The sequence below is a fragment of the Methanobrevibacter boviskoreani JH1 genome, from assembly GCF_000320505.1.
Lineage (GTDB): Archaea > Methanobacteriota > Methanobacteria > Methanobacteriales > Methanobacteriaceae > Methanarmilla > Methanarmilla boviskoreani.
Window position 1 is genome coordinate 78,738 of the sequence record NZ_BAGX02000016.1, and the last position, 22,644, is coordinate 101,381.

The 22,644-nt window shown below is 27.4% G+C and carries 20 protein-coding genes; 10 read left to right on the top strand and 10 right to left on the bottom strand.

Annotated features, from left to right (window positions below):
• Positions 1-121: 121 nt before the first annotated feature.
• The gene (npdG, locus tag ON24_RS03745) at positions 122-805 is read right to left on the bottom strand and encodes an NADPH-dependent F420 reductase (protein ID WP_040682008.1); all 684 of its coding nucleotides are present in this window, start codon (positions 803-805) and stop codon (positions 122-124) included.
• Between the two features lie 453 nt (positions 806-1,258).
• On the opposite strand from npdG, the gene ON24_RS03750 reads away from it, so the two are divergent.
• Together ON24_RS03750 and cca are read left to right on the top strand one after the other, a co-directional pair.
• Positions 1,259-1,858, top strand: coding sequence for a TetR/AcrR family transcriptional regulator (locus ON24_RS03750; protein WP_040682009.1), 600 nt, complete (start codon positions 1,259-1,261; stop codon positions 1,856-1,858).
• Between the two features lie 485 nt (positions 1,859-2,343).
• The gene (cca, locus tag ON24_RS03755; RefSeq protein ID WP_040682010.1) at positions 2,344-3,729 is read left to right on the top strand and encodes a CCA tRNA nucleotidyltransferase; all 1,386 of its coding nucleotides are present in this window, start codon (positions 2,344-2,346) and stop codon (positions 3,727-3,729) included.
• 243 nt (positions 3,730-3,972) lie between these two features.
• Here the strand turns inward: cca and priS are convergent, their stop codons facing one another.
• Together priS and priL are read right to left on the bottom strand one after the other, a co-directional pair.
• Positions 3,973-4,977: a DNA primase catalytic subunit PriS gene (priS, locus tag ON24_RS03760; protein ID WP_016358242.1), complete on the bottom strand. Its 1,005-nt coding sequence runs from the start codon at positions 4,975-4,977 to the stop codon at positions 3,973-3,975.
• Positions 4,978-6,336, bottom strand: a complete 1,359-nt coding sequence (gene priL / locus ON24_RS03765; RefSeq protein ID WP_040682011.1) for a DNA primase large subunit PriL — start codon at positions 6,334-6,336, stop codon at positions 4,978-4,980. It abuts the gene before it with no gap.
• A gap of 308 nt (positions 6,337-6,644) precedes the next feature.
• On the opposite strand from priL, the gene ON24_RS03770 reads away from it, so the two are divergent.
• From ON24_RS03770 to ON24_RS03790, 5 genes are all read left to right on the top strand, one after another.
• On the top strand, positions 6,645-8,768 hold the full coding sequence (locus tag ON24_RS03770) for a Tex family protein (RefSeq protein ID WP_338093127.1): 2,124 nt from the start codon (positions 6,645-6,647) through the stop codon (positions 8,766-8,768).
• A gap of 481 nt (positions 8,769-9,249) precedes the next feature.
• On the top strand, positions 9,250-11,283 hold the full coding sequence (gene metG, locus ON24_RS03775) for a methionine--tRNA ligase (RefSeq protein WP_268869982.1): 2,034 nt from the start codon (positions 9,250-9,252) through the stop codon (positions 11,281-11,283).
• 216 nt (positions 11,284-11,499) lie between these two features.
• A complete protein-coding gene (locus ON24_RS03780; RefSeq protein ID WP_040682013.1) occupies positions 11,500-13,059 on the top strand; it encodes a DUF530 domain-containing protein in 1,560 nt (519 codons plus the stop codon).
• A gap of 253 nt (positions 13,060-13,312) precedes the next feature.
• Complete coding sequence (locus ON24_RS03785; protein ID WP_040682014.1) at positions 13,313-13,798, top strand: hypothetical protein; 486 nt, start codon at positions 13,313-13,315, stop codon at positions 13,796-13,798.
• Between the two features lie 262 nt (positions 13,799-14,060).
• Entirely contained in the window at positions 14,061-15,005 is a 945-nt protein-coding gene (locus tag ON24_RS03790; protein WP_040682015.1) for a hypothetical protein, read from the top strand.
• A 202-nt stretch (positions 15,006-15,207) separates the two neighbouring features.
• On the opposite strand, the gene ON24_RS03795 is transcribed toward ON24_RS03790, so the two are convergent.
• From ON24_RS03795 to ON24_RS03810, 4 genes are read right to left on the bottom strand one after another with little or no spacing between them, the layout of a single operon-like run.
• Positions 15,208-15,804, bottom strand: a complete 597-nt coding sequence (locus ON24_RS03795) for a class I SAM-dependent methyltransferase (RefSeq protein ID WP_040682016.1) — start codon at positions 15,802-15,804, stop codon at positions 15,208-15,210.
• Positions 15,805-15,828: 24 nt separating this feature from the next.
• Positions 15,829-16,170: a DUF2085 domain-containing protein gene (locus tag ON24_RS03800; protein ID WP_040682017.1), complete on the bottom strand. Its 342-nt coding sequence runs from the start codon at positions 16,168-16,170 to the stop codon at positions 15,829-15,831.
• A gap of 36 nt (positions 16,171-16,206) precedes the next feature.
• A complete protein-coding gene (locus ON24_RS03805; protein WP_016358233.1) occupies positions 16,207-16,488 on the bottom strand; it encodes a hypothetical protein in 282 nt (93 codons plus the stop codon).
• Positions 16,489-16,540: 52 nt separating this feature from the next.
• Positions 16,541-16,846 (bottom strand): hypothetical protein, encoded by a 306-nt coding sequence (locus ON24_RS03810; RefSeq protein WP_016358232.1) that lies wholly within the window; start codon positions 16,844-16,846, stop codon positions 16,541-16,543.
• 149 nt (positions 16,847-16,995) lie between these two features.
• On the opposite strand from ON24_RS03810, the gene ON24_RS03815 reads away from it, so the two are divergent.
• Positions 16,996-17,637, top strand: coding sequence for a DUF447 domain-containing protein (locus ON24_RS03815; protein ID WP_016358231.1), 642 nt, complete (start codon positions 16,996-16,998; stop codon positions 17,635-17,637).
• A gap of 339 nt (positions 17,638-17,976) precedes the next feature.
• On the opposite strand, the gene ON24_RS03820 is transcribed toward ON24_RS03815, so the two are convergent.
• Complete coding sequence (locus tag ON24_RS03820) at positions 17,977-18,450, bottom strand: hypothetical protein (protein ID WP_016358230.1); 474 nt, start codon at positions 18,448-18,450, stop codon at positions 17,977-17,979.
• Between the two features lie 196 nt (positions 18,451-18,646).
• Between ON24_RS03820 and ON24_RS03825 the strand changes: the two genes are divergently transcribed.
• On the top strand, positions 18,647-19,426 hold the full coding sequence (locus tag ON24_RS03825) for a sulfite exporter TauE/SafE family protein (RefSeq protein WP_040682019.1): 780 nt from the start codon (positions 18,647-18,649) through the stop codon (positions 19,424-19,426).
• A 1,216-nt stretch (positions 19,427-20,642) separates the two neighbouring features.
• Here ON24_RS03825 and ON24_RS03830 read toward each other — a convergent pair.
• Entirely contained in the window at positions 20,643-21,128 is a 486-nt protein-coding gene (locus ON24_RS03830) for a hypothetical protein (RefSeq protein WP_040682020.1), read from the bottom strand.
• A gap of 201 nt (positions 21,129-21,329) precedes the next feature.
• Complete coding sequence (locus tag ON24_RS03835; RefSeq protein WP_040682021.1) at positions 21,330-22,097, bottom strand: EFR1 family ferrodoxin; 768 nt, start codon at positions 22,095-22,097, stop codon at positions 21,330-21,332.
• Positions 22,098-22,234: 137 nt separating this feature from the next.
• Here ON24_RS03835 and ON24_RS09100 point away from each other — a divergent pair, with 137 nt between their 5' ends.
• Positions 22,235-22,399: a rubredoxin gene (locus tag ON24_RS09100; protein ID WP_016358226.1), complete on the top strand. Its 165-nt coding sequence runs from the start codon at positions 22,235-22,237 to the stop codon at positions 22,397-22,399.
• Positions 22,400-22,644: the final 245 nt, after the last annotated feature.

The following is a 22,644-nucleotide window of genomic DNA, read 5'->3' on the forward strand; positions in this document are numbered from 1 at the left end:
ATTATAAACTCACTAGTAGATTTTAATTACCTTCTTTGTGTTTTTAGCTCATCAAACATATCTAGAACAAAGTCTAGTTTCTTGATTTTATAAATTTAAAACAAATATATAGCATTCAAATTTAATCATCTAAATTTGGAATCCCAGTTATTCTAAATCCACCATATTTAGATTTATATTTTATATTCAATCCAATAAGTAATGGAGTAACTGCCTCAATTAATTGTGATTTTTCTAATGCACCTGCATCAATAACCCTTATTCCAGGTATTTTACCAATTAATTCTGAAGCAATATCTTTTGCTTCCTGATCATCACCTGCAATTATACAATCACAATCAATAGGTTCAGTAATATTTAAAAGTAAACTATTACTAATATTATTAAAAGCTGCAACAACTTTTACATCTTCACCATCTAAAAGTGAAGCAGTTCTTTCAGCTGCAGATCCTTCGGGAAGTTTTAACAACCTTGAAACTTTTCCACCAATCGCAGTTTCAAGAGGCACGGTAGCATCAAGAATAATTTTTCCTTTTACATACGGTTTAATTGTTTTAAGTGTAGCACTTTGAGCTTGCAAAGGAACAGTAATTATCAAGATATCACCATTGTTTGCTGCATCTTCATTAGCCATTCCTTTAATGTCAACATCATAATCTTTTAATTCTTCAATTGTTTCTTTTACAATGTTTACGGCTTTTTCTTCTTTACGGGATCCTACAATAACAGATTCACCAGCAATAGCTAATCTTTTTGCAATACCTAAACCTTGAGGTCCAGTTCCACCAATTACACTAATCACCAAAGATTTATACCTCCCATATTTTTTTTGAGTAAAAAAATTTTTTTACATCTTTTTACTCATCTACTCTATATTATATGAATAACTTATATTTTAAGTTTTCTATATGATTTCCTTCAGTAATTTATTAAAAAATTAATGAAAAATTAGTCATTTTCAGTTAAAATATATACAAAATTAAAATTATTTCAAAAATTTTATATTTTAATTAAAAATAATATACAAACAAGCAATTAAGAAATATACCAATATCCTATACAATGATTCTGCTCATTAGTCTCTTAGATAGTCAATCTAGAAAATATTAATTACATCTTTTTCTAAAAAAAAGTTACATTAAAAAGATACATTTATATTATAATATTATTAAAAGTATCAAATAGGAATTTTATACAATATTAAAAAATGTTTAAAGCTATTTTTTTTAAGGAATAATTTTTATGGCAGAAAGTTAACATGAAAAGGAAGAAAAAAATTGATGCGAGAAAGGAAAACACATATCACCAACTTAAGGAAAGTCTTTTCTTACTTCTAGAAGAAAAAACATTAGAAGAGATTAAAGTTATTGATATATGTGAAAAGGCCGGCATTCACAGAAGTACCTTCTATTATCATTTTAATGATAAATTGGAACTTCTTAAGGAATGCCTTAAAGAAACCGTAGATGAACTATACAAAGATGTAGAACTAAAAAATCAAGATAACCTATATGACTATTATGATATTTTGATTGATACCTATCTGGACCATGTTGAAAAACATGAACAATTCTACTCAAAGATATTGAACCTAAAAAATAAAAGCATTTCCAGTTTTATATTATATGAGATAATCTCAGAAGAAATCTATGACAATCTTGAAGAAATAGAATCAGAGGGAGTTAAATTTACAATTCCTATAAAAATAATTAGCGATTTCTTTTCCGGAGGCATACTAAAAGTAACCGATGGGTATCTCAATAATAAAGAGGAATACGATAGAAATAAATTCTCCGAGGATTTAAAACTACTACTATATCATCCATATATAGTTGACGGTGGTACCGAAATATTTTAAAATAGAAAGGTTATTTTAATATATTAGGGTGGTTCAAATTTAAAATAATCTTTTAAACAAATATAAATCAGATAATGAATATTTTAATTAGATCAATGCTCATTTTAGAAATTAATATAATAGTTACTCTATTTTTAAAACACTTAAACAATAATTTATATTCTAAATTGAATTTACCACAAACTAATTTTAATAGAAAATTCCAAAAGAATAATTTAATATTATCAACTAAATTTTAAACTATTAACTTCGGAATATAATTATAATTCAAATTTATTAAAACAATCATTAATTTTAATAAAACCTCAAATCATCCACTTGTAATCTAATCTAATTATTAAAAAACCGTCTCAATCTAAAAATGAGATATTTATGAAAATTAGGAAATAATAACTTTAAAAATAATTATTTAGATATTTATATTATAAAAGATAAAAATTAAAGTTAGATATAAACTATTTTTAAAAAATTTATTTGTGGTTTGAATGGATTATAGAGGAATTTTAGATATTATAAAACCAGATACAGATGAGATAAATCAGATAGAAAAGATTTCATCTAAATTAATAAAAAGCATTAATAAAATTTGCAGAGAGGAAAATCTTAATGCCGAGGCAGTTCAGGTTGGATCAGTTGCTAAAAAAACCTTTCTAAAAGGTAAATCAGATATTGATATCTTTATTTCCTTTCCATTGAGCACAGATATGAATGTTTTAAAAGAAAAAGGTCTTGAAATAGCTTATAAAATTAATGAGGAATACAATGGAGAGTGCGATGAACACTATGCATCACATCCATACTTAACCTGCATAATTGAAGGATATGAAATAGACTTTGTTCCCTGTTATAAAATCGATGATGCCAAAGACATGAAATCTGCAGTTGATAGAACCATATTACATACCAGATACATTAAATCCCATATTAAGGAGGAACAGATTGATGAGATATTACTTCTTAAAAGATTTATGGACTGTGTAGGAGTTTACGGATCTGAATTTAAAGTAGGTGGATTTGCAGGATACTTATGTGAAATCTTGATTCTTAAATATGGTAACTTTGAAAACCTAATAGATGAGGTTTCAAACTGGAGATATGGAACCGTAATTGATTTAGAAGAATATGGAACATCAGACCTATTTAATGATCCTTTAATAGCTATAGATCCAACAGATAAAAATCGTAATGTAGGTGCGGCTTTAAGATCCGATAAAATGGAAGAGTTCATTAATGCCTGCCGTAATTTTAGAATAAGTGAAAACAAGTTAGATTTCTTCTATCCCCTTAAAAAGGAAAACATTAGTAGAGAATCCATTTTAAAAGACTTTAACGATATTGGTGGAAAAACATATATTGTCGAATTTGAAATTCCGGAAGTTCCTGCAGATACATTATATCCCCAACTTAGAAAAACTGAGGAGTCTTTAAGTGAAAAACTTGAAGAGGAGGACTTTAAGGTATTTAAAAGTGGTTACTGGACCAATGAGAAAGACAAAGGAGTTTTAATATTTAACATGGAAGTATATAAACTCAACAATATTAAAATCCATTATGGACCTAAAATATGGGTAAGACAAGCTTGTGAAAACTTTAAAAAAGCTAATGGACCAGATTGTTATTGTTTAAATGAATTTTTAGTAGTTAATAAGGAAAGAGAATTTAAGAACGCAACCGACTATATAGAATACATATTCAAAAGGGAGAATATTTCACATATTAAAATAGGTAAGAATCTTAAAGAAACTGCAATTAAAACATTTAAGATATATTTACTTGAAAACTATTTAAAAACATTAAACAAAGAAGATTCAAATGGTTTTTTAGATTATCTAGATGATTTTCTACATCCAAGCCAACATACAAGAAGATAAATAAAATTATTTTCTTAATTCAAAAATTAAAATAAAACATTAATTTTTTTTAATCAGGATTATTTACTTTAAGACTTAATTTAAAAAAAAGAATAAATAAAAATAAAAATAAAAAGTACTAATCTAAATAAAAAATACTACCTAAACGAGATTTATCTAAAAACTAAAATAATAATATTTTTAGATTCAGAAAATTATCTAAATAAATTTCCTTTAAAAAAAACATTATTTTTAAATATTAAGTTATTTATCTGGATGAGACTCATCTTTACGTTCATATACGAATTTGGGAACTGCATATTTTAAAGGATCAAAGGTTTCTCTATCTTTAACCTCCACACACTTCATACTAACCTTTGAATGTAGAGAGCTTGGAAGTCTTAAAATACGTTTAATATCAATTGATACCTTCGCATCTATAGTGGATAGATTAACATTAGCCATGGCTTTTACAAGATTATTATAACGTCTTGGACCTATATTTAATCTAAACATGCCCCAATTATCATCATCCAATAAATATCTGAATTTAATTATATCCTTCATTAATTTTTTATTAATTCCATCAATTTCCTCATTACCTCTAAGATGTTGAATGTTATATTTCACCCGATCTGTAAAGATTTTGTTGTATCCGATTGGTAATGCAAAGTGAGGAATGTTTAAAGTACTTGCAGCCTCTCCGGGGTTTGGATTTGGAAAGGCAGATTTAGGAACTGTAGCACCTGCCACATATTTTAAAACCTCAGAACGTAGGTCACTATCTGCAGTCATCATGTCAGGATCCAATATTCGTATATGGTAACCCCTTCCAGAGTAGATCAGATGAATGTTTTTAAGTCCCAGATTAGAATCCAAAGTATCAATAAGATTGTTTACGATTTCTAGTGATTCAGCCAAACATACCGGACATACCTCACCTTCCCTACAATCACATGAACGTATTGGTAAATCCTTTGCATCTACATCAAATACATATTCTGCCTTTTGCCAATCTTCCCTAGCTCTTGGATTGATATAATAGGCAATAGAAATATAAGCCGCAAAGGGAGCCTTGCTTCGCAGAAATCTTCTTAGAATATCCGGATTTTTAAAGACCTTATATCTGTCATTTGGTCCCTTACCATAATGGTCAAAACCAAATTCCCTTCTTGGAAGCTCATCTGTAATAAAACTTGGTAAGTCTTTCAAGGACCACTCTTCCCTATAAAATTCCCTTCTTTCACGAATACTAGATTTACCAAACATTTAATCACCTCCAGTTGAAGATTCGGAATCAATTTTTCCTTCCTTTTTAAGATTCCATTTAGCCCTTGTATAATAGGATAATGGATTTGAAATCCCTTTACATCCTTTATCCTTTTTACATAACTGTGGAAGATGAATCTTAACCTTTTCACAACTCATAGGAGTATACCATTTCGTTTCTCCCTCATGTTCCAAACTAACTTCATTATGCATTCCAAAACCAAGCTTTGATATAATGTTTATTTTTTCCTGTGGCTGGTCCTCAAATAATGGAGGTGTACAATTATCTGCAGCCTCAAATATCAAAGGCAATATCTCATTTTCGGTGATATTTAGATTCTTATCTATATCTGATACCTTAACATTAGCACCCTCATTGGCAAATATTGCAGGATATAATCGTGCATATGATACAAATGATGTTAAAAATAATACGATTGCATCATTACGGCCACCGGAGGATACACCCTCCAATGTTGATTTAATACATGGTGGAAAGGCTTCTTTTACTAGTTTTCCAATTTCCATAAAACCGGAATTGTTATTTACACTAGCGTAGAATTCACTATATTTAGTCATCTCCTCATCAATTAATTTTTCTATCTCATCAGCCAGTGTTTTAATACTTGGGTGAATGTTAACAAATTCAATATTGTCCTGAATCCTTTTAATATATTCCTCGGTTTCCTCCATGACAATATTTTTTAAAACCTCTTCCTTTACATTATCCCCTACAAGAACATCATAGATAGTATCAATAGAATAATCCTTTAAATATTCATCAAAACGGGAGACAAACTCATCCTTATCGAGAACAACCTCACCGTCATCAATTACCAAATCAGTAAGTGATAATTTACGACTTGATAAGATATCCTTTAAAAACGTCCATTCTACCGTACCTGAAACCATAAGTTCAGATAATACATCATTTACAATCATTCTTCTTTCATTTAAAAGCAATCTTGAAAGTCTTTCCTCAATAATGGCACCTTCAGATTGAATAAACAACCTCATCTCACGGGAATTATAATTAAATTTATATGCTATAGCCTGAGAACTCAAATGGAATGCAATAACATCATAATCCGTTATATCGTCATTAAATAAATAGGAATAATCATGAGAATCGTAATTTTTATTATTAGATTTTTCAATATACCAATTAATCCTTTTTAAAACTAGATCTGATATTTTTTTAGGTAATTTTGAATCATCGTCAAGATTTTGATTATTTGTACTGCTAACAATATCCAATAAATCAATATCCTCATAGAAGACAGACTGCAAATCTGACTTTCTTCTAACAATCTCTTTACCAGTATCAGATAAAGGATTTAAATATGCTATTTGAACCATGAAAATAAATCTATTATTTATATAATAAAAAATTATTTATTAAAAACAAAAGTTTAAAGAAATGATTTAAAAAATAATATTCAAAAGCAATAAAAGAAATCAATCAAAGACTTGGAATATGAAAATAAAAATCAGGACTTTTTTTTTAATAAACAGATTATATTAATAAAGTTTAGATGAAAATTTTTTAAAAAAATAAAAGTTTAAAAAAGATAAAATCAAATATTTTTATGCAATATCTATTAATATTTTTAAAATATTTTAAAGTATACTTTTTTTAAACATTTAATTAAAGGAATAAAATAATGATAATTTCCAAACAACTATCTAAAGAACTAAATATTAGACCTCAGCAAAGTGAGGCTGTTATAAAACTAATTGATGATGGAAACACAATACCATTTATTGCAAGATATCGTAAAGAAGCAACAGGTTCCCTTGATGATACTGTTTTAAGAAAATTCAATGAACGGTTAAACTATTTAAGAAATCTTGAAAGTAGAAAGGAAACAATTATGGAAAGCATCAAAGAGCAAGGAAAATTAACCTCTACTTTAAAAGATTCAATTGACAAAGCATTAACCCTTGTTGAACTTGAGGATTTATACCTACCCTATAAGAAAAAACGGGCAACACGAGCAAGCAAAGCACGAGACAAAGGTCTCGGACCATTATCTGAAATCATACTTGATCAGGATATTAATGAACCGGTTGAAAACATTGCAAAGGATTTTCTAAATGACAAGGTTAAGACCATTAAAGATGCAATTAAGGGTGCGATGGATATTATTGCAGAGGACATTGCAGAAAATGCTAAATTTAGAAAAAGAATACGTGATGATACTTATAAGAATGGAGACATTTCAATAAAGGCCAAAGATGATAATGTTGAATCCGAGTATGAGATGTATTATGATTATGATGAATCCATATATGACATTACACCTCACAGAATCCTTGCAATTAATCGTGGTGAGAAGGAAGGTATTTTAAAAATCAAAATCGATACCGATGACGATGAGATTAAACAATATATTGCAAACCATACAATAAAACCAAATAAATACACTGATGAGATCATAGAGGATTCCATTGACGATTCATATAAAAGACTTATCAAACCTGCAATTGAAAGGGATATACGTTCTATCTTAAAGGAAGAGGCTGAGGATAAATCTATTAAAGTTTTCTCAAAAAACCTTGAACAATTACTTCTTACAAGCCCAATCGAAAATAAAACAGTTTTAGGATGGGATCCCGCATTTAGAACAGGTTGTAAAATAGCCATTGTGGATCCAACTGGAAAGGTATTAGACCACTGTGTAATATATCCAACGGAACCTCAAAATAAGGTTAAGGAAAGTAAAGAAACAATATCAAAACTCATTGAAAAATATAATGTTGATTTAATAGCCCTTGGAAACGGTACCGCTTCAAGGGAATCTGAGCAGATCATTGCAGATATGATTAAAGAATACAATCTTAACTGCCAATATGTTATTGTATCCGAAGCAGGTGCTAGTGTTTATTCTGCAAGTAAACTTGCAGACAAGGAATTTCCGGATTATGATGTAGGTGCACGTAGTGCAATATCCATTGCAAGAAGATTGCAAGATCCACTTGCGGAACTTGTAAAAATAGATCCCAAATCCATTGGTGTAGGACAATACCAACATGATATGAATCAGAAAAAATTAAATGAATCATTAAGTGAGGTTGTAGAAAAGGTAGTAAATGACGTAGGTGTAAACCTCAATACTGCATCACCTGCACTTTTATCCTATGTATCAGGTATTTCAAATACAGTTGCAGGAAACATTGTTAAATACAGAGAAGAAAACGGGGAATTCACAAGTAGAAAAGAACTTAAAAAGGTAAAGAAATTAGGTCCTAAAACATTTGAACAATGTGCAGGATTTACAAAAGTACCGAATTCTAAAAACCCGTTAGATAACACCACCGTTCATCCAGAATCATATAAGGCTACCGAAAAGCTATTGAAACAATTAGGTTACACTTTAGATGATATCGGTCGTAACGATTTAAAACTAGATAATCTTGACTATAAAGAACTTTCCTCTGAATTAGGTATTGGAGAGATAACCTTAAAGGATATTGTAAAGGAGCTTAAAAAACCAGGCCGTGATCCCCGTGATGAAATGCCCGAACCAATACTTAGAAACGATGTGCTGGAAATGAAAGATTTAAAAGAAGGAATGATTCTTAAAGGTACAGTGAGAAATGTAGTCGATTTTGGTGCATTTGTAGATATTGGAGTTCATCAAGACGGATTGGTCCATATCTCAGAGCTTGTTGAAGATCAATTTGTAAAACATCCACTAGATATTGTAAGTGTCGGGGATATTGTAGATGTTAGGGTTTTAAGTGTTGATTTAAATAGAAATAGAATTAATCTATCTATGATAATTTAAATTAAATCACAATCAATTTATCCATAATCATTCAAGTCACCATTAAATTTCAAATAAAATAGAACTAAGTCATTTATGATAAGTTAAAAAAGTATTTGGGATTTGAAATAAAAACAAAGACAAATAATAAGAAACTTGGATTAATAAATAATAATATTTAAAAATTATTTTTTTTAAATTTATAAAAAATATAATTATTTTTATTAATTTTTTAAATGAAACCCTAAATTTTCATATTTTTTATTTTTAATAGAGTTAATAAGCTGTTTTTCACCATATTTAACAAAACATATTTTTTAAAATTAATGTGTAAATATGAATCCAAAAATTTTTTTAATAAATAAAAATTAATATTACTAAAATCAATTGAGTATTTTATAATAATTAAAACTATATATAACTGGTTTAAGAAATATAAAAATATTATATAAATTTTTAATTTATTTACTATTAATTTTTATAAAAAACTTATTTCAAATCAATTAAAGGAGAAAATCAAATGGCAAAATATTTTGTATCTACAGCACTTCCATATGCTAATGGTCCTTTCCATTTAGGACATCTAAGATCAACTTATTTACCTGCAGACATATTTTGTAGGTACCACCGTATGATTGGTGACGATGTACTTATGGTTGGTGCAACAGATGAACATGGAACTCCTATTGCAGTACAAGCAGACAAGGAAGGTAAAAAACCTATTGATATTGCAACTAGATACCATGATATGATTGTGAGAGATATTAAATCATGTAATATATCACTTGATAATTTTTCACGTACTACAAATCCACTACATTACAAAATATCACAGGATTTCTTCACTTACCTTTATGAACATAGATATATGTATAAAAAAACCATTGAACAATTATACTGTCCAAATTGTAAAAAATTCCTACCAGATAGATATGTGGAAGGTACATGTCCAGTTTGTGGTGGTGAAGCAAGGGGAGATCATTGTGAAAATTGTGGTAGAGCATTGGAGACTACAGAACTTTTAGAACCTCATTGTTTAACATGTAATACAAAACCAATTATTAAGGATTCAACTCAATATTACTTTAAACTTAGTGAATTTGAAGATGTATTAAGAGATTACATTGAAAATAACGATAAATTACCTAATAATGTAAAAAATTATACAATAAATTGGATTAATGATGGTCTTAAAGATTGGGTATACACCCGTGATATGGACTGGGGTATACCTGTACCACTTGATGAGGCCAAAGGCAAGGTAATATATGTTTGGGGAGAGGCTTTTATAGGTTATATCTCATCAGCAGCAGAATGGTCTAGAAAAGATGGAAACCCTGCATGGGAAGACTACTGGAATGATAATGCCATTCATTTTATTGGAAAGGATATTATCTATCACCATACCATATTTTGGCCAGCCATGTTATATGCACATGGTTGTAAAATGCCAGATTCCATTTTTGCAGGTGAATTCTTATCTCTTGAAGGACGTAAAATGTCTACAAGTAAAAATTGGGTTGTTTGGGTCGATGATTTTGTTAAGAAATTCGATGCGGACTTACTCAGATATTATTTAACAATTGTAGCACCTTTAAATAAAGATACCGACTTTAGTTGGGATGATTTCCAAAGAAGAAACAATGATGAACTTGCAGATGTAGTTGGAAACTTCTTACATAGAACAATTACATTTACAAACAAGAACTTTGATGGAAAAATACCTGATTATAAATTCCCAAGTCAAGATGATTTAGAATTCATTAAATTAATCAAGAAAACACCTAAGAAAGTAGGTGAACATATTGCAAATATGGAATTTAGAGATGGTCTTGTAGAAATAATGAAAACATGTAAAGCGGCTAATAAATACTTTAATGATCAGGAACCTTGGAAAGCTGTTAAAGAAAATCCAAGAAAAGCTAAAAACTGCCTTTACCTTTCAAACCAATTATGCCAATCACTTGCAACATTACTCAAACCATATATGCCAACTAAAGCAGATGAAATAGCTAAAATAATGAATATGGAATCAAGTGAAGATTGGGCTAATGCAGGTCATTTCCTAGAGGTAGGACATTCAATCAATAAAGCAAAACCATTGTTCAAGAAGATTGATGACGATGTAATATCTAAGGAGAAAGAGAAACTATATAAAAATCTCGAAAAATCTGAAAATAAAGATAAAAAAACCAAAAGAGGAGATAAAATGAGCGAAGAAATGATTTCAATTGATGATTTTGATAAAATAGTAATGAAGATAGGACAGATTAAAGAAGCTGAAAAGATTGAAAAATCCAGAAAACTATTAAAATTACAAGTAGATATTGGAGATGAAACTAAACAAATCGTCTCAGGTATTGCAAATGAATACAAACCTGAAGATTTAATTGACAGAAAAGTAGTTGTATTATGTAATCTTAAACCTGCAAAACTCTGTGGTGAAAAATCAGAAGGTATGATTCTTGCAACCGAAGAAGCAGCAGCACTTTTAGGTGTACATGAAGACTGTAAAGTCGGCGAAAGAGTAATGTAAATAATCCTTAATTGGATTTTTACTATTTTTTTAAAACACTTAATAAAAATTAAAAATCTAGTTAACTAATAATTAGATTTAAATAATTAAAAATATTAAACTATAAATTTAGAAGAGTAAATTTTATTTTTAAATAAAAGTTTGAAAACAAAATAATAACTTACTTTAAAGTCTATAGGCGGCAATAGATTTTATAAAAGTCCTCACGGTGAGTTAATGGATTCAAATAGATTAATTACAAAAGCTGAAGAATATCTAAAAAAAATATCAGAAGAACAAATAGAAACAAGCAGATTATCAGATTTTGAATATTTTAAAAAAACATATGACAATTTAAATAATCACTTAAACGTTCTTCAAGAATTTAAAGAAACTATGGATACACAGGGTTATACATCACCCTACAGATCACTTAGTAAATATGGTATCAGTACTGTAGCAGATGTAACTGCAGAGGAAGCATCAGAAACACATAGACACAACCAATACTTCAGATTAAAAGCATCTGCAAAGAAAAACATTTTAGATAGAGTCAAATCAGCCATTGATGCACATAAAATAGCATTAGGTAATCTAGAAGAATATGGATTAATTCACTGCAAGAATTGTAATAAAACCTATAGAATTGACAATTATAAAGCAGAATGTGATTGTGGTAAAACAGAATACTCTTTTTCCATCAATAAAAACGGCAATCATAGAGTTGACATTATTCCATACCTCCCCCTTGCTGGAGATTATATGGTAAAGATGAGTGAACTAACTAAGTGGGGTAGGGAATCCTTTAAGAAAGTCATCAATATGCTGAAACAGGAACGTAAAGGTTCTGTAAAAACAGTATCATTAATTATTCGTTATAGAGAAGATAAAAAATTAATCAGAAAACGAGTATCTCTTGGTTCAGACTATGTAAATAGCTATGAAGAGGAAATTAGAAAAAGATATGGGAAAAATGTACGTATTGAAGCTTTACAATTTCATAGAACCAAACCTGCAATAATTGATGATAAAAATACAAGAACCGCCCTGGCCATTGGATATGTTAAACTTGCGGAATTAATTGCAAATAGACATAAAGATGAAATCCTCAAAGAAAACATCAAGGATATTGATAAATTAAATAAATATGATGAGATTGTAATTAATGCAAAAACTGCAAATCCAGGATTTTTAGATGAAACAGATTCTATAGAAGCATGGAGAGAAGAGAAAATAGATGCCGATTTAAAGGATGCAAATCTCAAATATAGAAATGGAGATTTAAACAGAACACTAGAAATCGATTTAAGAAATAGGCAGTTACTTGAAAAATCTGTCTTCATTAATATTGCACCTTCCCTCATTCTATGGGACATTTTCAAATATTACCTTACAAGTTCTAATGACAAACGTAAAAGACAAAGTGGACCTTTCCCATACATACGTAGTGAAATAGATCGCCAACAACGTAAAATTTTCCAAATAACATTTACAAAAGCTATCGAATTACTAAACAAGAAGGAACATGAAAATATTCTTCCTGTAAAGGAAATGGATTTGATTTTACATAAAAAGTTCAAATTGGAAGAGGAACTTAAAAATTCCAATCTTAAAGTCAATTATCAGGCACTTGGAGCTGCAATGATTTATAATGAAGGAACTATTCCTATAGAGGAATGTGCCAAAAGCTTTAATTTAGATGTTAAAGATGTTAAAAAAGAATCAAAGAATATTGAAAACATTGCAAAACCAAAAAATGATAAAAGTAAGAAATTTTTAGAATTAATTAAAAGCTAATTAATTTCTATTAAATTCTTTTAAATACTATTTTTAAAATACAATTTAAGTAAAATTTATACTACCTATTTATTAGGTTTTAAATAAGATTTTATATCTAAATAATTTGTAAATCATGATATTAAAGGAATATGTCAATTTATCCCTATTTTTAAAAGCAATATTAAAAGGTTAAATTATTATATTATAACAATTAATAATTTCTTATAACTTAGACAAACTTTTAATAAATAAATAATTTTTAGGGTCACATATGAGTGATGAAGACAATAATTACAAGATACATATTACCGAGGCCTTAAGTTCTAAAAAGATTATGGAACTTATTAATGAGAACCCTGAACTTAAGTTGATAACATGCTCCAAAAGTCTATATGATAGAATTCCGGAAAAATATTTGAATGCACTTGAGCAACTAGATATAAATGTTGAAATCGAATACAAACAAGGTGCAAAACCTAAATTCTCCAAAGAGTTAATTGATAATGTAATTGAGCTTAAAAACAATGGATATAAAGCTGCGGAAATATCCGATGAGGTAAATATTAAAACCAAACAAGTCTATTATATTATTGAAAAATACTCAGATATTAAATTAAAGGGATATAAAAGTAAATACCCCGATGAGCTTAAAGAAAAAATCAGACAAATGAAGAAAGATGGACTTAAAGTCCAGAACATATCCGAGGAGACTGGAATACCAATAAGATCCATATATTACATTCTAAATAAAAAATAAATAGTTCTATTCTAAAAAAAAATCATTTGATATTTACACCATAACAATTCAACCAACAAACCTATGGGATTACCTTAGAAATTGAGAAAATTATTTTTTTTAAAGATTATTAATTAAAATAGAATTTCACCAACATAATGATAAAATATTCTATTTAACTAAAAAATCGAATATTCCTCAAATGATAATTGAATATTTTTTAAATAAAATAAAACCAGATATTGTTTGATTAATAAAAATTAGACATTAAAGGAAGAATTAGATGAAAAAAACTGTCCTTATTTTATTGGTTATATTATTAATTATCTTAGGCATATTTACATTAGGAGCATTTTCTGTAGATATTGAAAATCCATATGCATCTATGGACGTAAAACATCCAAGTAATACGGGAAATCCAAATCAGGAAAAGATAGACAACAATACAAAAAATAAAAATCCGACAAGCGAAAATATTAATCCTGGTGTAAACAATATCTCAACCGTTTATCCCTATAATGATCCAGACTGGAAAGACTATAATATTACGATTAGGAAAGATTATTTAAATCTAAGTGATGGAGACCATTATCTCCTATACACAGATATCCCAAATATTAAATCTAATTCAACAGTCCTGGTAGATAATGAAACCGATATACATATTGAAAAGGACAATAAAACAAGTTCCAATAATATTTATTTCTTAAAGGATAAACAAACCACATTAAATCTAAAATATAAAAATTCAAACAAAACCTATCAACTTCACAACATAACCGTTTATTCAGGTTTTGGAACTGAACTAGGTACAAATAAATTTATATATGGATACTGTGTAGAGGATTACGACGATTTTGAAAAAATATCTGAGGATACCTTTAAAAAATACACATATAAATTATATGGACAAACTTACTCATCCTCATCAGGACTAAAATCAAACAAATATGGAGACTGTTGGGGTTTCTCCGAATATCTTTATGAATCATTAGCCAATGCAGGATATACTGTCAGGGTAATTGAATATCCTACTTTATTTTCTAAAAACCATAGAAGCGTACAAATAATGTTAACCAATAACTCATGGACTGCATTTCCTTATAGGGAATATGGCTGGAGCAATTATTATGATAAGGAATTAAACAATGATAAGAATGAAACGAATTCAAGCCTAATTAAAGTTGTCATGACAAATGAAAATAAAACCAATAGAACAGGTAAATGATAGAATACTGATTTAAAAAATTATTCGAAAGTAGAGGATGAAAACTTTAATATATTTCTACTAGAAAAATTATTGAAAAAAGGTATGAAGGATTGAAAATAGCTAAAGATAAAAATATTGAAAACCGATTAAAAAAAGTTAGATATTAAAAAAAAGATGAAAGGGTTTAATATTAAAAAAATAGCAAATAAAGTATAACCATTTAAGGAATACTTATAAACTCTTGTTCTGAGAAAATAATTAAATAATGGGAATATCCGTATTTGGTCTTAATTCCCAATCTTTCATTGAGAATCTCAATTGCAAATCCCTGATTATAAAAATACTTCTCCAATTCATTATGAGATAATCTATATTTAAAATCTGGACCAAAAGACATTGGAACCTTTCTAAATTCTACAAGGGCAACCTGACCACCAGGAGTTAAAACCCTTTTAATCTCGGACAATACTTTATATTTATCCCTTTTAGTTTTAAATTCATGGAAAACATTAATCATTAAAACCGTATTTACTGTATTGTCCTTAAGTGGGATATGTTTATCTACATCACAACAAATAGCTTTAATATTTTTAACATTATCCTTGTTTATTTTATCATTAACATAGTTTATTGCATCTTCTGATTTGTCAACTGCATAAATTATTGCATCTTCATTTAATTTATTAACAGCAAATGAAATATGTCCGTCACCACATCCTATATCCAAAAAAGAATTAACCTTATCCAATTCCAAAATTTTTAAAATATACTCCGTATCAATAAAATCTTTACTAGATTTTTTATCTATCTCATCCATAATTTCTACCTATTTAATACAAAATTAGATTACACCTAAATAAATATAATATTTGAAAGCCTTTACTAATATTCCAAGTCCAATTCCACCTAAAAGACCTGTTACTAATCTTAAGTAATTGTTACTTTCCCTTAATCCAAAATATTGTGTAGTTCCATCAATACCTGCAGGTACATTTAGCAATATTGCCACTAGAAGCAAAGTAGGAGTATAATTAACAAAGAAGAAAAAAGTATACAAAAAATAAGCAAATAGACTTATATAAAATCCTGTACATCTAGCACAAACTGGAAAATAATGACCTTTATAAGAGAAAGTTCTCTCCGGCATCCTATGACATATCAAATTTAATGGATTGAAACTCATTTTATACACAACATAAAAAATTAAATAAAAAATAAATTAACCATGTACTATGTTTATTCTAACGGGAGTACCATTTTCATCTACCCCTGAAATATTATAAGAACTATTATCACTGTCAACAGAAACATTGTTAATATTACTCATATGAGTATTATTAACACTTGAAGCCTGATTTTGATTGTCCTCATATTGACTTTGTTCCATAGTGTTCTGATCCATAAAACCAAAACCAAAAATGAAACTAATAAGAATCAGACCAATACAACAACAAGCAAGTGATAATATTAGATTATTTATAGTGTCAAAAATCCACCACATTTAATATCCTCCATTCATAATTTATATAATTTATAATAATTAAAATTTATTATCAAACCTGTTTATTAATAAACCAATTTAATGCATAATATAAGATTATGGTAATAACAACCAATTGAAAATAAAATATCCATGATAGGAAGTTTGAATTTTCCAGAATTAAAATAATTAAAGAGATTATAAGGCATATAGTTAACAGTTTATTTCTTTCAATAATCTCAATATGTTCTTCAGGAACTAAGTTAACATTACAATATGGACAAGTAGGCAAATCTTCCTTAATAATTTTCAGACAATTAGGACATTGTCTATAACCTTCTTCTAAATCAACACTGCAAGTAGAACATTTTTCACTCATATTAACACATAGCAATTATTTACGAGATTATAATATAACTTCATAATATAAAAATATTTCTTTTATTTAAAAAAATAGAATAAAAATTATATTTATTAAAATTAATAGTATTTATTAATTATTTTAATCACATTAAAAGGAGAGATTAGATGTCAAATGATTTAAAAAGTTTAGGAATGGAAGAAGGATTACATTATGAGGGAATTTATACTACAATAAGCAAGGACGGAGTTAAAGACGCAGCACCAATTGGTATTAACTGTAAGGCAGATAATGAAATTGGATGTAGAATATTTGTAGGAAGTCAAACCCTTAAAAACATTCAAGATACTAAAAGGTATGTTATTAATATTACAAGTAACCCAATAGCTTTCGTTAAAGCCACTGTAGGTAATCTGGATGAGGACGAATTTACTGATGATGAGGATGTTCCTCTAATGAAAGATGCCGAGGCTTATATATACTGTAAAGTTAACAATATTGAAAAAATGGAACCAATTGCAGATCATGTCAATGCTCATGGAGAAGCTTATCTGATTAATGCCAGAGTGGACAAGATTGTTAAAAACAATCCATGTGCCAAAGCATTAAACAGAGGTTTGTGCTGCCTTATTGAATCATTAACCAATTTTACCCGTCTTGATTTAGTGGATGAAAATCAGCAGGAATATTATATTGGAAGATATAATGAAAATAAAAGAGTAATTGACAGAATAGCAGATAATAAAACCAAGGAAGCTATGAAGTTACTTGGAGAAAATATGAGTAAAAAAGGATTTGATGTAGAATAGTTTAAAAAACTATTCTATTGAATTTACTATTTTTTTAAAGTTTATTAATAAATTCTATTTAGAAAAACAAGAAAAATATCTACTTTATTAATATAAATCATTAATAAAAAAAAATTATTTTATATGAATATCATTAAAATTAGTGAGTAAATAAAATACAGTTAAACTATAAACTCTTTTTATCAAAAATACAAATTTATTTAAAATAAATTAGAACTAAGATTTATAACTTGAATATAAACTATTTTTATTTAAAACATGTATTATAAAACTTAAAAAAAGATTTTAAACCCTTAATAAAACAAATTTATAAAAAAAATATTAAAAAAAAGAAAATAATTAGTTCTTAATAACATCTGCAAATGCATTTTCATTAGGGTTTGACGTTCTAATCACAATTTCATCAGAACCATCCTTATACATAAAGGATTGATCTTTCTTATTTTTGTTTATAATTACACCCTTATGATTTTTAATTGTAACATTCTCAGAATTATTTATTGATATAACTGCGTCTGAAGGAGACACAATTTTATTCTCTTCATGACTTATAACAGTAAATCTATAATAATCAGTTCCGTTTTCAATTTGAACTGCATTAATAGAGATATTATCTGTTGAATTATTTGACAAAGAATTATTAACACTATATCCCATAGGAGTATTGAACTCATGTCCAGCAACATTTAATGTTAGATTATGGTCTACAATAGCCCAAATTCCAACAATAGCAATTATTATGATAATAATACAAATAATTAGTGTTCTCATCCTTTTAGAAGACTTATCTCCACCTTCTGAAATATTAAACACCTCTTAATATTTTATTTAAAATAATTTTAAAAGATTATTGCAAATAGGTTATAATCTTTCATACATATTATTTCATATTATCTTTTATACTTAAAGTATTTTATGGACAATGCTTTAACAGATTATAGAAAGAATCAATATAGCAAAAACATATTTTAAAATTTTATATTGATTAATTAATAAATACCAATATTATATGAATTTTACAACAATGATAATACTTCCAGTTTTAGGTTTCCTTATTGGTCTATTTGTAACAATAATTGGAGGGGGAGGTGGAGGACTTTACACCCCCATACTAATTATGTTAGGAATAGATCCACAGGTAGCAGTAGCCAGTTCCCTTGCAACAGTTCTTCCAACCACAGCTGTTGGTGCATATAATCATAATAAAAACAATAATGTGGATATTGAAACGGGAATTATTCTAGGTGTTGGCGGATTTTTAGGAACCTTTATAGGAGGATATATTGGGACCCTGATTGGAGCAAAGCTTCTTAAAATATTATTTGGTGTTCTATTTCTAACACTTGCATTAATAAATCTTAAGAATTACATTAAAGAACAGAGATCCAAGGAAAAAATAGAGAAAAAATCACATGTAAAACTTACAGGATATAAAAAGATATTCGTTCCATTGTTTGGTGTTCTTGGTGGAATACTTGCAGGTTTATTTGGTTTAAGTGGAACGCCTCCAATACAATTGGTCCTACTTATGTTAGGATATAATGCCACAACAGTAATCGGTACTACAATTTTTGTATTGATTTTTAATTCCATCGGTGGAATCTGTACATACGGATTTTTAGGAAGAATTGATTTGATGCTTGTTGTGCTTTTATGTTCAGGTACAATAATCGGAGCAGTCATAGGCCCTAAAGTATTAAATAGAATAAATAAGGAAAAGCTAGAGAAAGCACTTCCCCTTATCCTAATTTCATTAAACCTAATATTTGGAGTAGCCATGTTTATCTAAATATTAAAAACAACACTTCCCATACCTAACTTTATAAAATCTAATATTTCTAGCAGATATGTTTATCGAAATATCAGTTTTTTAGATATTTTAAAAAATGCTAATTTTTTAATTATTTAATAAAATAAAAAATCCATTTAAAATCCTTTAGATTATATAAAAACAGCAAAAACAGCCCATCTATTAAAACCAGGAACAAATAAGCAAATAAACAAATATAAAAATAGAATTAAGAAAACACGATGTCTTTCTTATCAGTATATAATGTATGCAAAATAAAGAGAATCAAAAAAGGACTAAAAAACAAAACTAAAAATAAAAAACAGGCAAAAATAGAAAAATTTAAGAAAATTTTTAAATATAAATGAAATAGACTAAAAATAAATAGATTTACCTAAAAAATAAGGAAGAACCTATGGAAAAAATAATCGATATACAAATAAAGTCATGAAAAATTAGAAAGGATAGTCAGATATAAAAACAAGAAAAATTATTAGATTTAATCAAAAATCAATGAGAAAAAACTAAAAATAGAAAAAAGTATAAAAAAAGTATCTAGTAAGAGTGAAACTAGATACTACTGTAATTTGGAAGCCTTAGAAAATATAGATTTATAAAATAATAGTGGGAGCTAAATCTAATTTATAAAGACTAGCTAGAATTCCTTATCAAATAAATACTACAGCAAATATTTACTGAATTCTAGAAAATAATATAAGATTGTTTTGAAAATGAGTCCAAAAAATTATTCCTAAATAACTTAATTTTCCATAAATCAATAAAAATAAAAAATTATTTAATTAAAATATTATCTAATAAATTCATTTCAAAACATATGAAAACCATTTCTGATTTTCATAAAATCAATTATATTTTTTCTAAATATAAAGCTTGCTATTTTTCATTAAAAATTTTATAAAGTATTATTAAAACTATTTTAAAATAATACTAAAACTATGAAATTAATCTTAATTTTACATCTAAAATTTAGTATAATGATCTATTTTTACTTGAATACACTATACATTTAACATATAAACAATAAAATAAAAATGACTAATATTATACGGGAATATTAAAATACAATTTATATATCAAAAATACTTTTAAAAAAAGGATCAAATTTATTATAAAAATTTAAAATACAAAAAAGCAATTAGATTAAACTTGTAAAAATTAAAAAACTATCAAAAAATAGATAAAAAGATGTTAAAAATTAAAAACCGTCATAGGAAACTCCAAAATTATCCTCATATCTTGAATAATAGGCGGACATATAATTTGTATTATGTTGCTGACCACTACAGAATATGAAGTTCTTCTCTTTTTTAATCTTGGAATGAATCTCCCTAATCTGCTTTTCACGTTCCTTAGGTAGATTTGAAAATCTATTAGGTTTAGGTTTACCCTCTTTAGTATATCCAAATGTAGGTGACTGTAGATATTTAGTATTTCCACCTAACCAATGATTATACATATCATAATCATTTTGCATAAAACCCATTTCAGGAGGTGTTTGATTATGAATTCTATCAATTTCACAGCTTTCAAGCCATACTTTAAAGATATGTCTTTGATGACGAAGACGTCTAGCATTATCTTCCTTATGTTTTAACTGTGCACATTTCTTATGCATTTTCTGAGCATTATGTCCCTTACTATAAAATGGCTTACCACAATACTCACAGATCTTTCTAACCATGAAATCACTTTATAATTTTAAATCAATCATAATATAATTTTTATATTATATAACATTTCCTTAGTAAAATATATTAATAGGTATATTATTGTATTTAAATTTAAAAAATATTTAAAAAAAAGATTATTAAAGTTTAAAAATTAAAAATCTTATTTAAAATCAATAAAAAATAAGACAATATTGATATTTAATTATTTTATTTTAATTAACATCACCATAATGTTTTAAAAGATAATATCTATTTCTTCCAACTGTTTTATTTCCGTATTCAATTGCATTGGAGGGACAACCTGAAAGACAAGCCATACAATGCATACAATTATCTCCCCATTCTGGTTTACCATTGAAAAACACATTATTTAATGGACATCTTAAAACACAGCTGCCACATTTTACACATTTATCAGATACTGCAAAATCCTTTGTTTTAATCATCATCTTTACAAATATTGGATTTAAAATTGAGGATTGTATCTTACCTTTAAAATCAGACGGTCTGTTAAAGAATTCCTTACCTTCATTGATATCCCTTCCAATCCTTTCAATTTGGGATTTTTGATAGACTAATGAATCATGAACAGCCTCGCTATTTACATCAGGAGGATTATACATAACAATATAACTTGCAGGCATATTTATGGCATCGAAACCTTTTAGTTGAAGATTAACCTTTTTACATGTATTCTTGATGTATTTTAATGCATTACCTGGACTTCCACCACAGTCAACAATAAAATAAGCATCAGAAGATCCTGTAAACTTAATAGTTTCAATAAACTCACTGATTTTTCCAGGAATTCTAAAAGCATGAATTGGTAAAACAAAAACAAAAGGCTTATCTGAATGTAATTCACCTGTTCCCCCATTTTTCATTAAGTCTTTTAGATTGATTAGTTCATCATCACATATTTTAGCTAAACCTTCAGCAATAAACCTACTATTACCTGTTCCAGAAAAATATAAAATCATATTATCACATTTTTATTCTTAATACCTTTTCCATATAAATAATTTTTTATATAAATATTTTTAATTTAAAAAAAAGTAATAAAAGAATAATTTAATTAGTTAAAATATATAATATTATTTAATAATGATGTGATATTATGGCTAAATATAAATGTGAAAATTGCGGATATATCTATGATGAGAAATTAGGTGATGAAAAATACAACATTGCTCCAGGAACTAAGGTTGAGGATATTCCTGGTGGGGAATGTCCAATATGCAAAGGAATACTTCCAACATTCTGGGTAAAAATTGAAGATTAATAATTATATAAATCTTCCTAACCATTAAATTGTATTTTATATACACTAAAAAATATTCCCATATTTTTTTATAAAATACAATAATCTTTAATTTAATTCTATAAAGAATATTGTTTACAACTAAACTATAAAAAAACAGTAATTTCCAATTATTAAAAAAATAGAACAAATTATAATTAGACTAAATCAATTAAAAGCAAAACTTAATGAATAAAAAATTTAAAAAAAACTAAAATAAATTAAAA

Bases quoted from the DNA above. Each gene is read 5' to 3' on its own strand.
- ON24_RS03750 (WP_040682009.1), top strand. From the start codon at position 1,259: ATGAAAAGGAAGAAAAAAATTGATGCGAGAAAGGAAAACACATATCAC.
- cca (WP_040682010.1), top strand. From the start codon at position 2,344: ATGGATTATAGAGGAATTTTAGATATTATAAAACCAGATACAGATGAG.
- priS (WP_016358242.1), bottom strand. From the start codon at position 4,977: ATGTTTGGTAAATCTAGTATTCGTGAAAGAAGGGAATTTTATAGGGAA.
- priL (WP_040682011.1), bottom strand. From the start codon at position 6,336: ATGGTTCAAATAGCATATTTAAATCCTTTATCTGATACTGGTAAAGAG.
- ON24_RS03780 (WP_040682013.1), top strand. From the start codon at position 11,500: ATGGATTCAAATAGATTAATTACAAAAGCTGAAGAATATCTAAAAAAA.
- ON24_RS03785 (WP_040682014.1), top strand. From the start codon at position 13,313: ATGAGTGATGAAGACAATAATTACAAGATACATATTACCGAGGCCTTA.
- ON24_RS03790 (WP_040682015.1), top strand. From the start codon at position 14,061: ATGAAAAAAACTGTCCTTATTTTATTGGTTATATTATTAATTATCTTA.
- ON24_RS03795 (WP_040682016.1), bottom strand. From the start codon at position 15,804: ATGGATGAGATAGATAAAAAATCTAGTAAAGATTTTATTGATACGGAG.
- ON24_RS03800 (WP_040682017.1), bottom strand. From the start codon at position 16,170: ATGAGTTTCAATCCATTAAATTTGATATGTCATAGGATGCCGGAGAGA.
- ON24_RS03805 (WP_016358233.1), bottom strand. From the start codon at position 16,488: ATGTGGTGGATTTTTGACACTATAAATAATCTAATATTATCACTTGCT.
- ON24_RS03810 (WP_016358232.1), bottom strand. From the start codon at position 16,846: ATGAGTGAAAAATGTTCTACTTGCAGTGTTGATTTAGAAGAAGGTTAT.
- ON24_RS03815 (WP_016358231.1), top strand. From the start codon at position 16,996: ATGTCAAATGATTTAAAAAGTTTAGGAATGGAAGAAGGATTACATTAT.
- ON24_RS03825 (WP_040682019.1), top strand. From the start codon at position 18,647: ATGAATTTTACAACAATGATAATACTTCCAGTTTTAGGTTTCCTTATT.
- ON24_RS03830 (WP_040682020.1), bottom strand. From the start codon at position 21,128: ATGGTTAGAAAGATCTGTGAGTATTGTGGTAAGCCATTTTATAGTAAG.
- ON24_RS03835 (WP_040682021.1), bottom strand. From the start codon at position 22,097: ATGATTTTATATTTTTCTGGAACAGGTAATAGTAGGTTTATTGCTGAA.
- ON24_RS09100 (WP_016358226.1), top strand. From the start codon at position 22,235: ATGGCTAAATATAAATGTGAAAATTGCGGATATATCTATGATGAGAAA.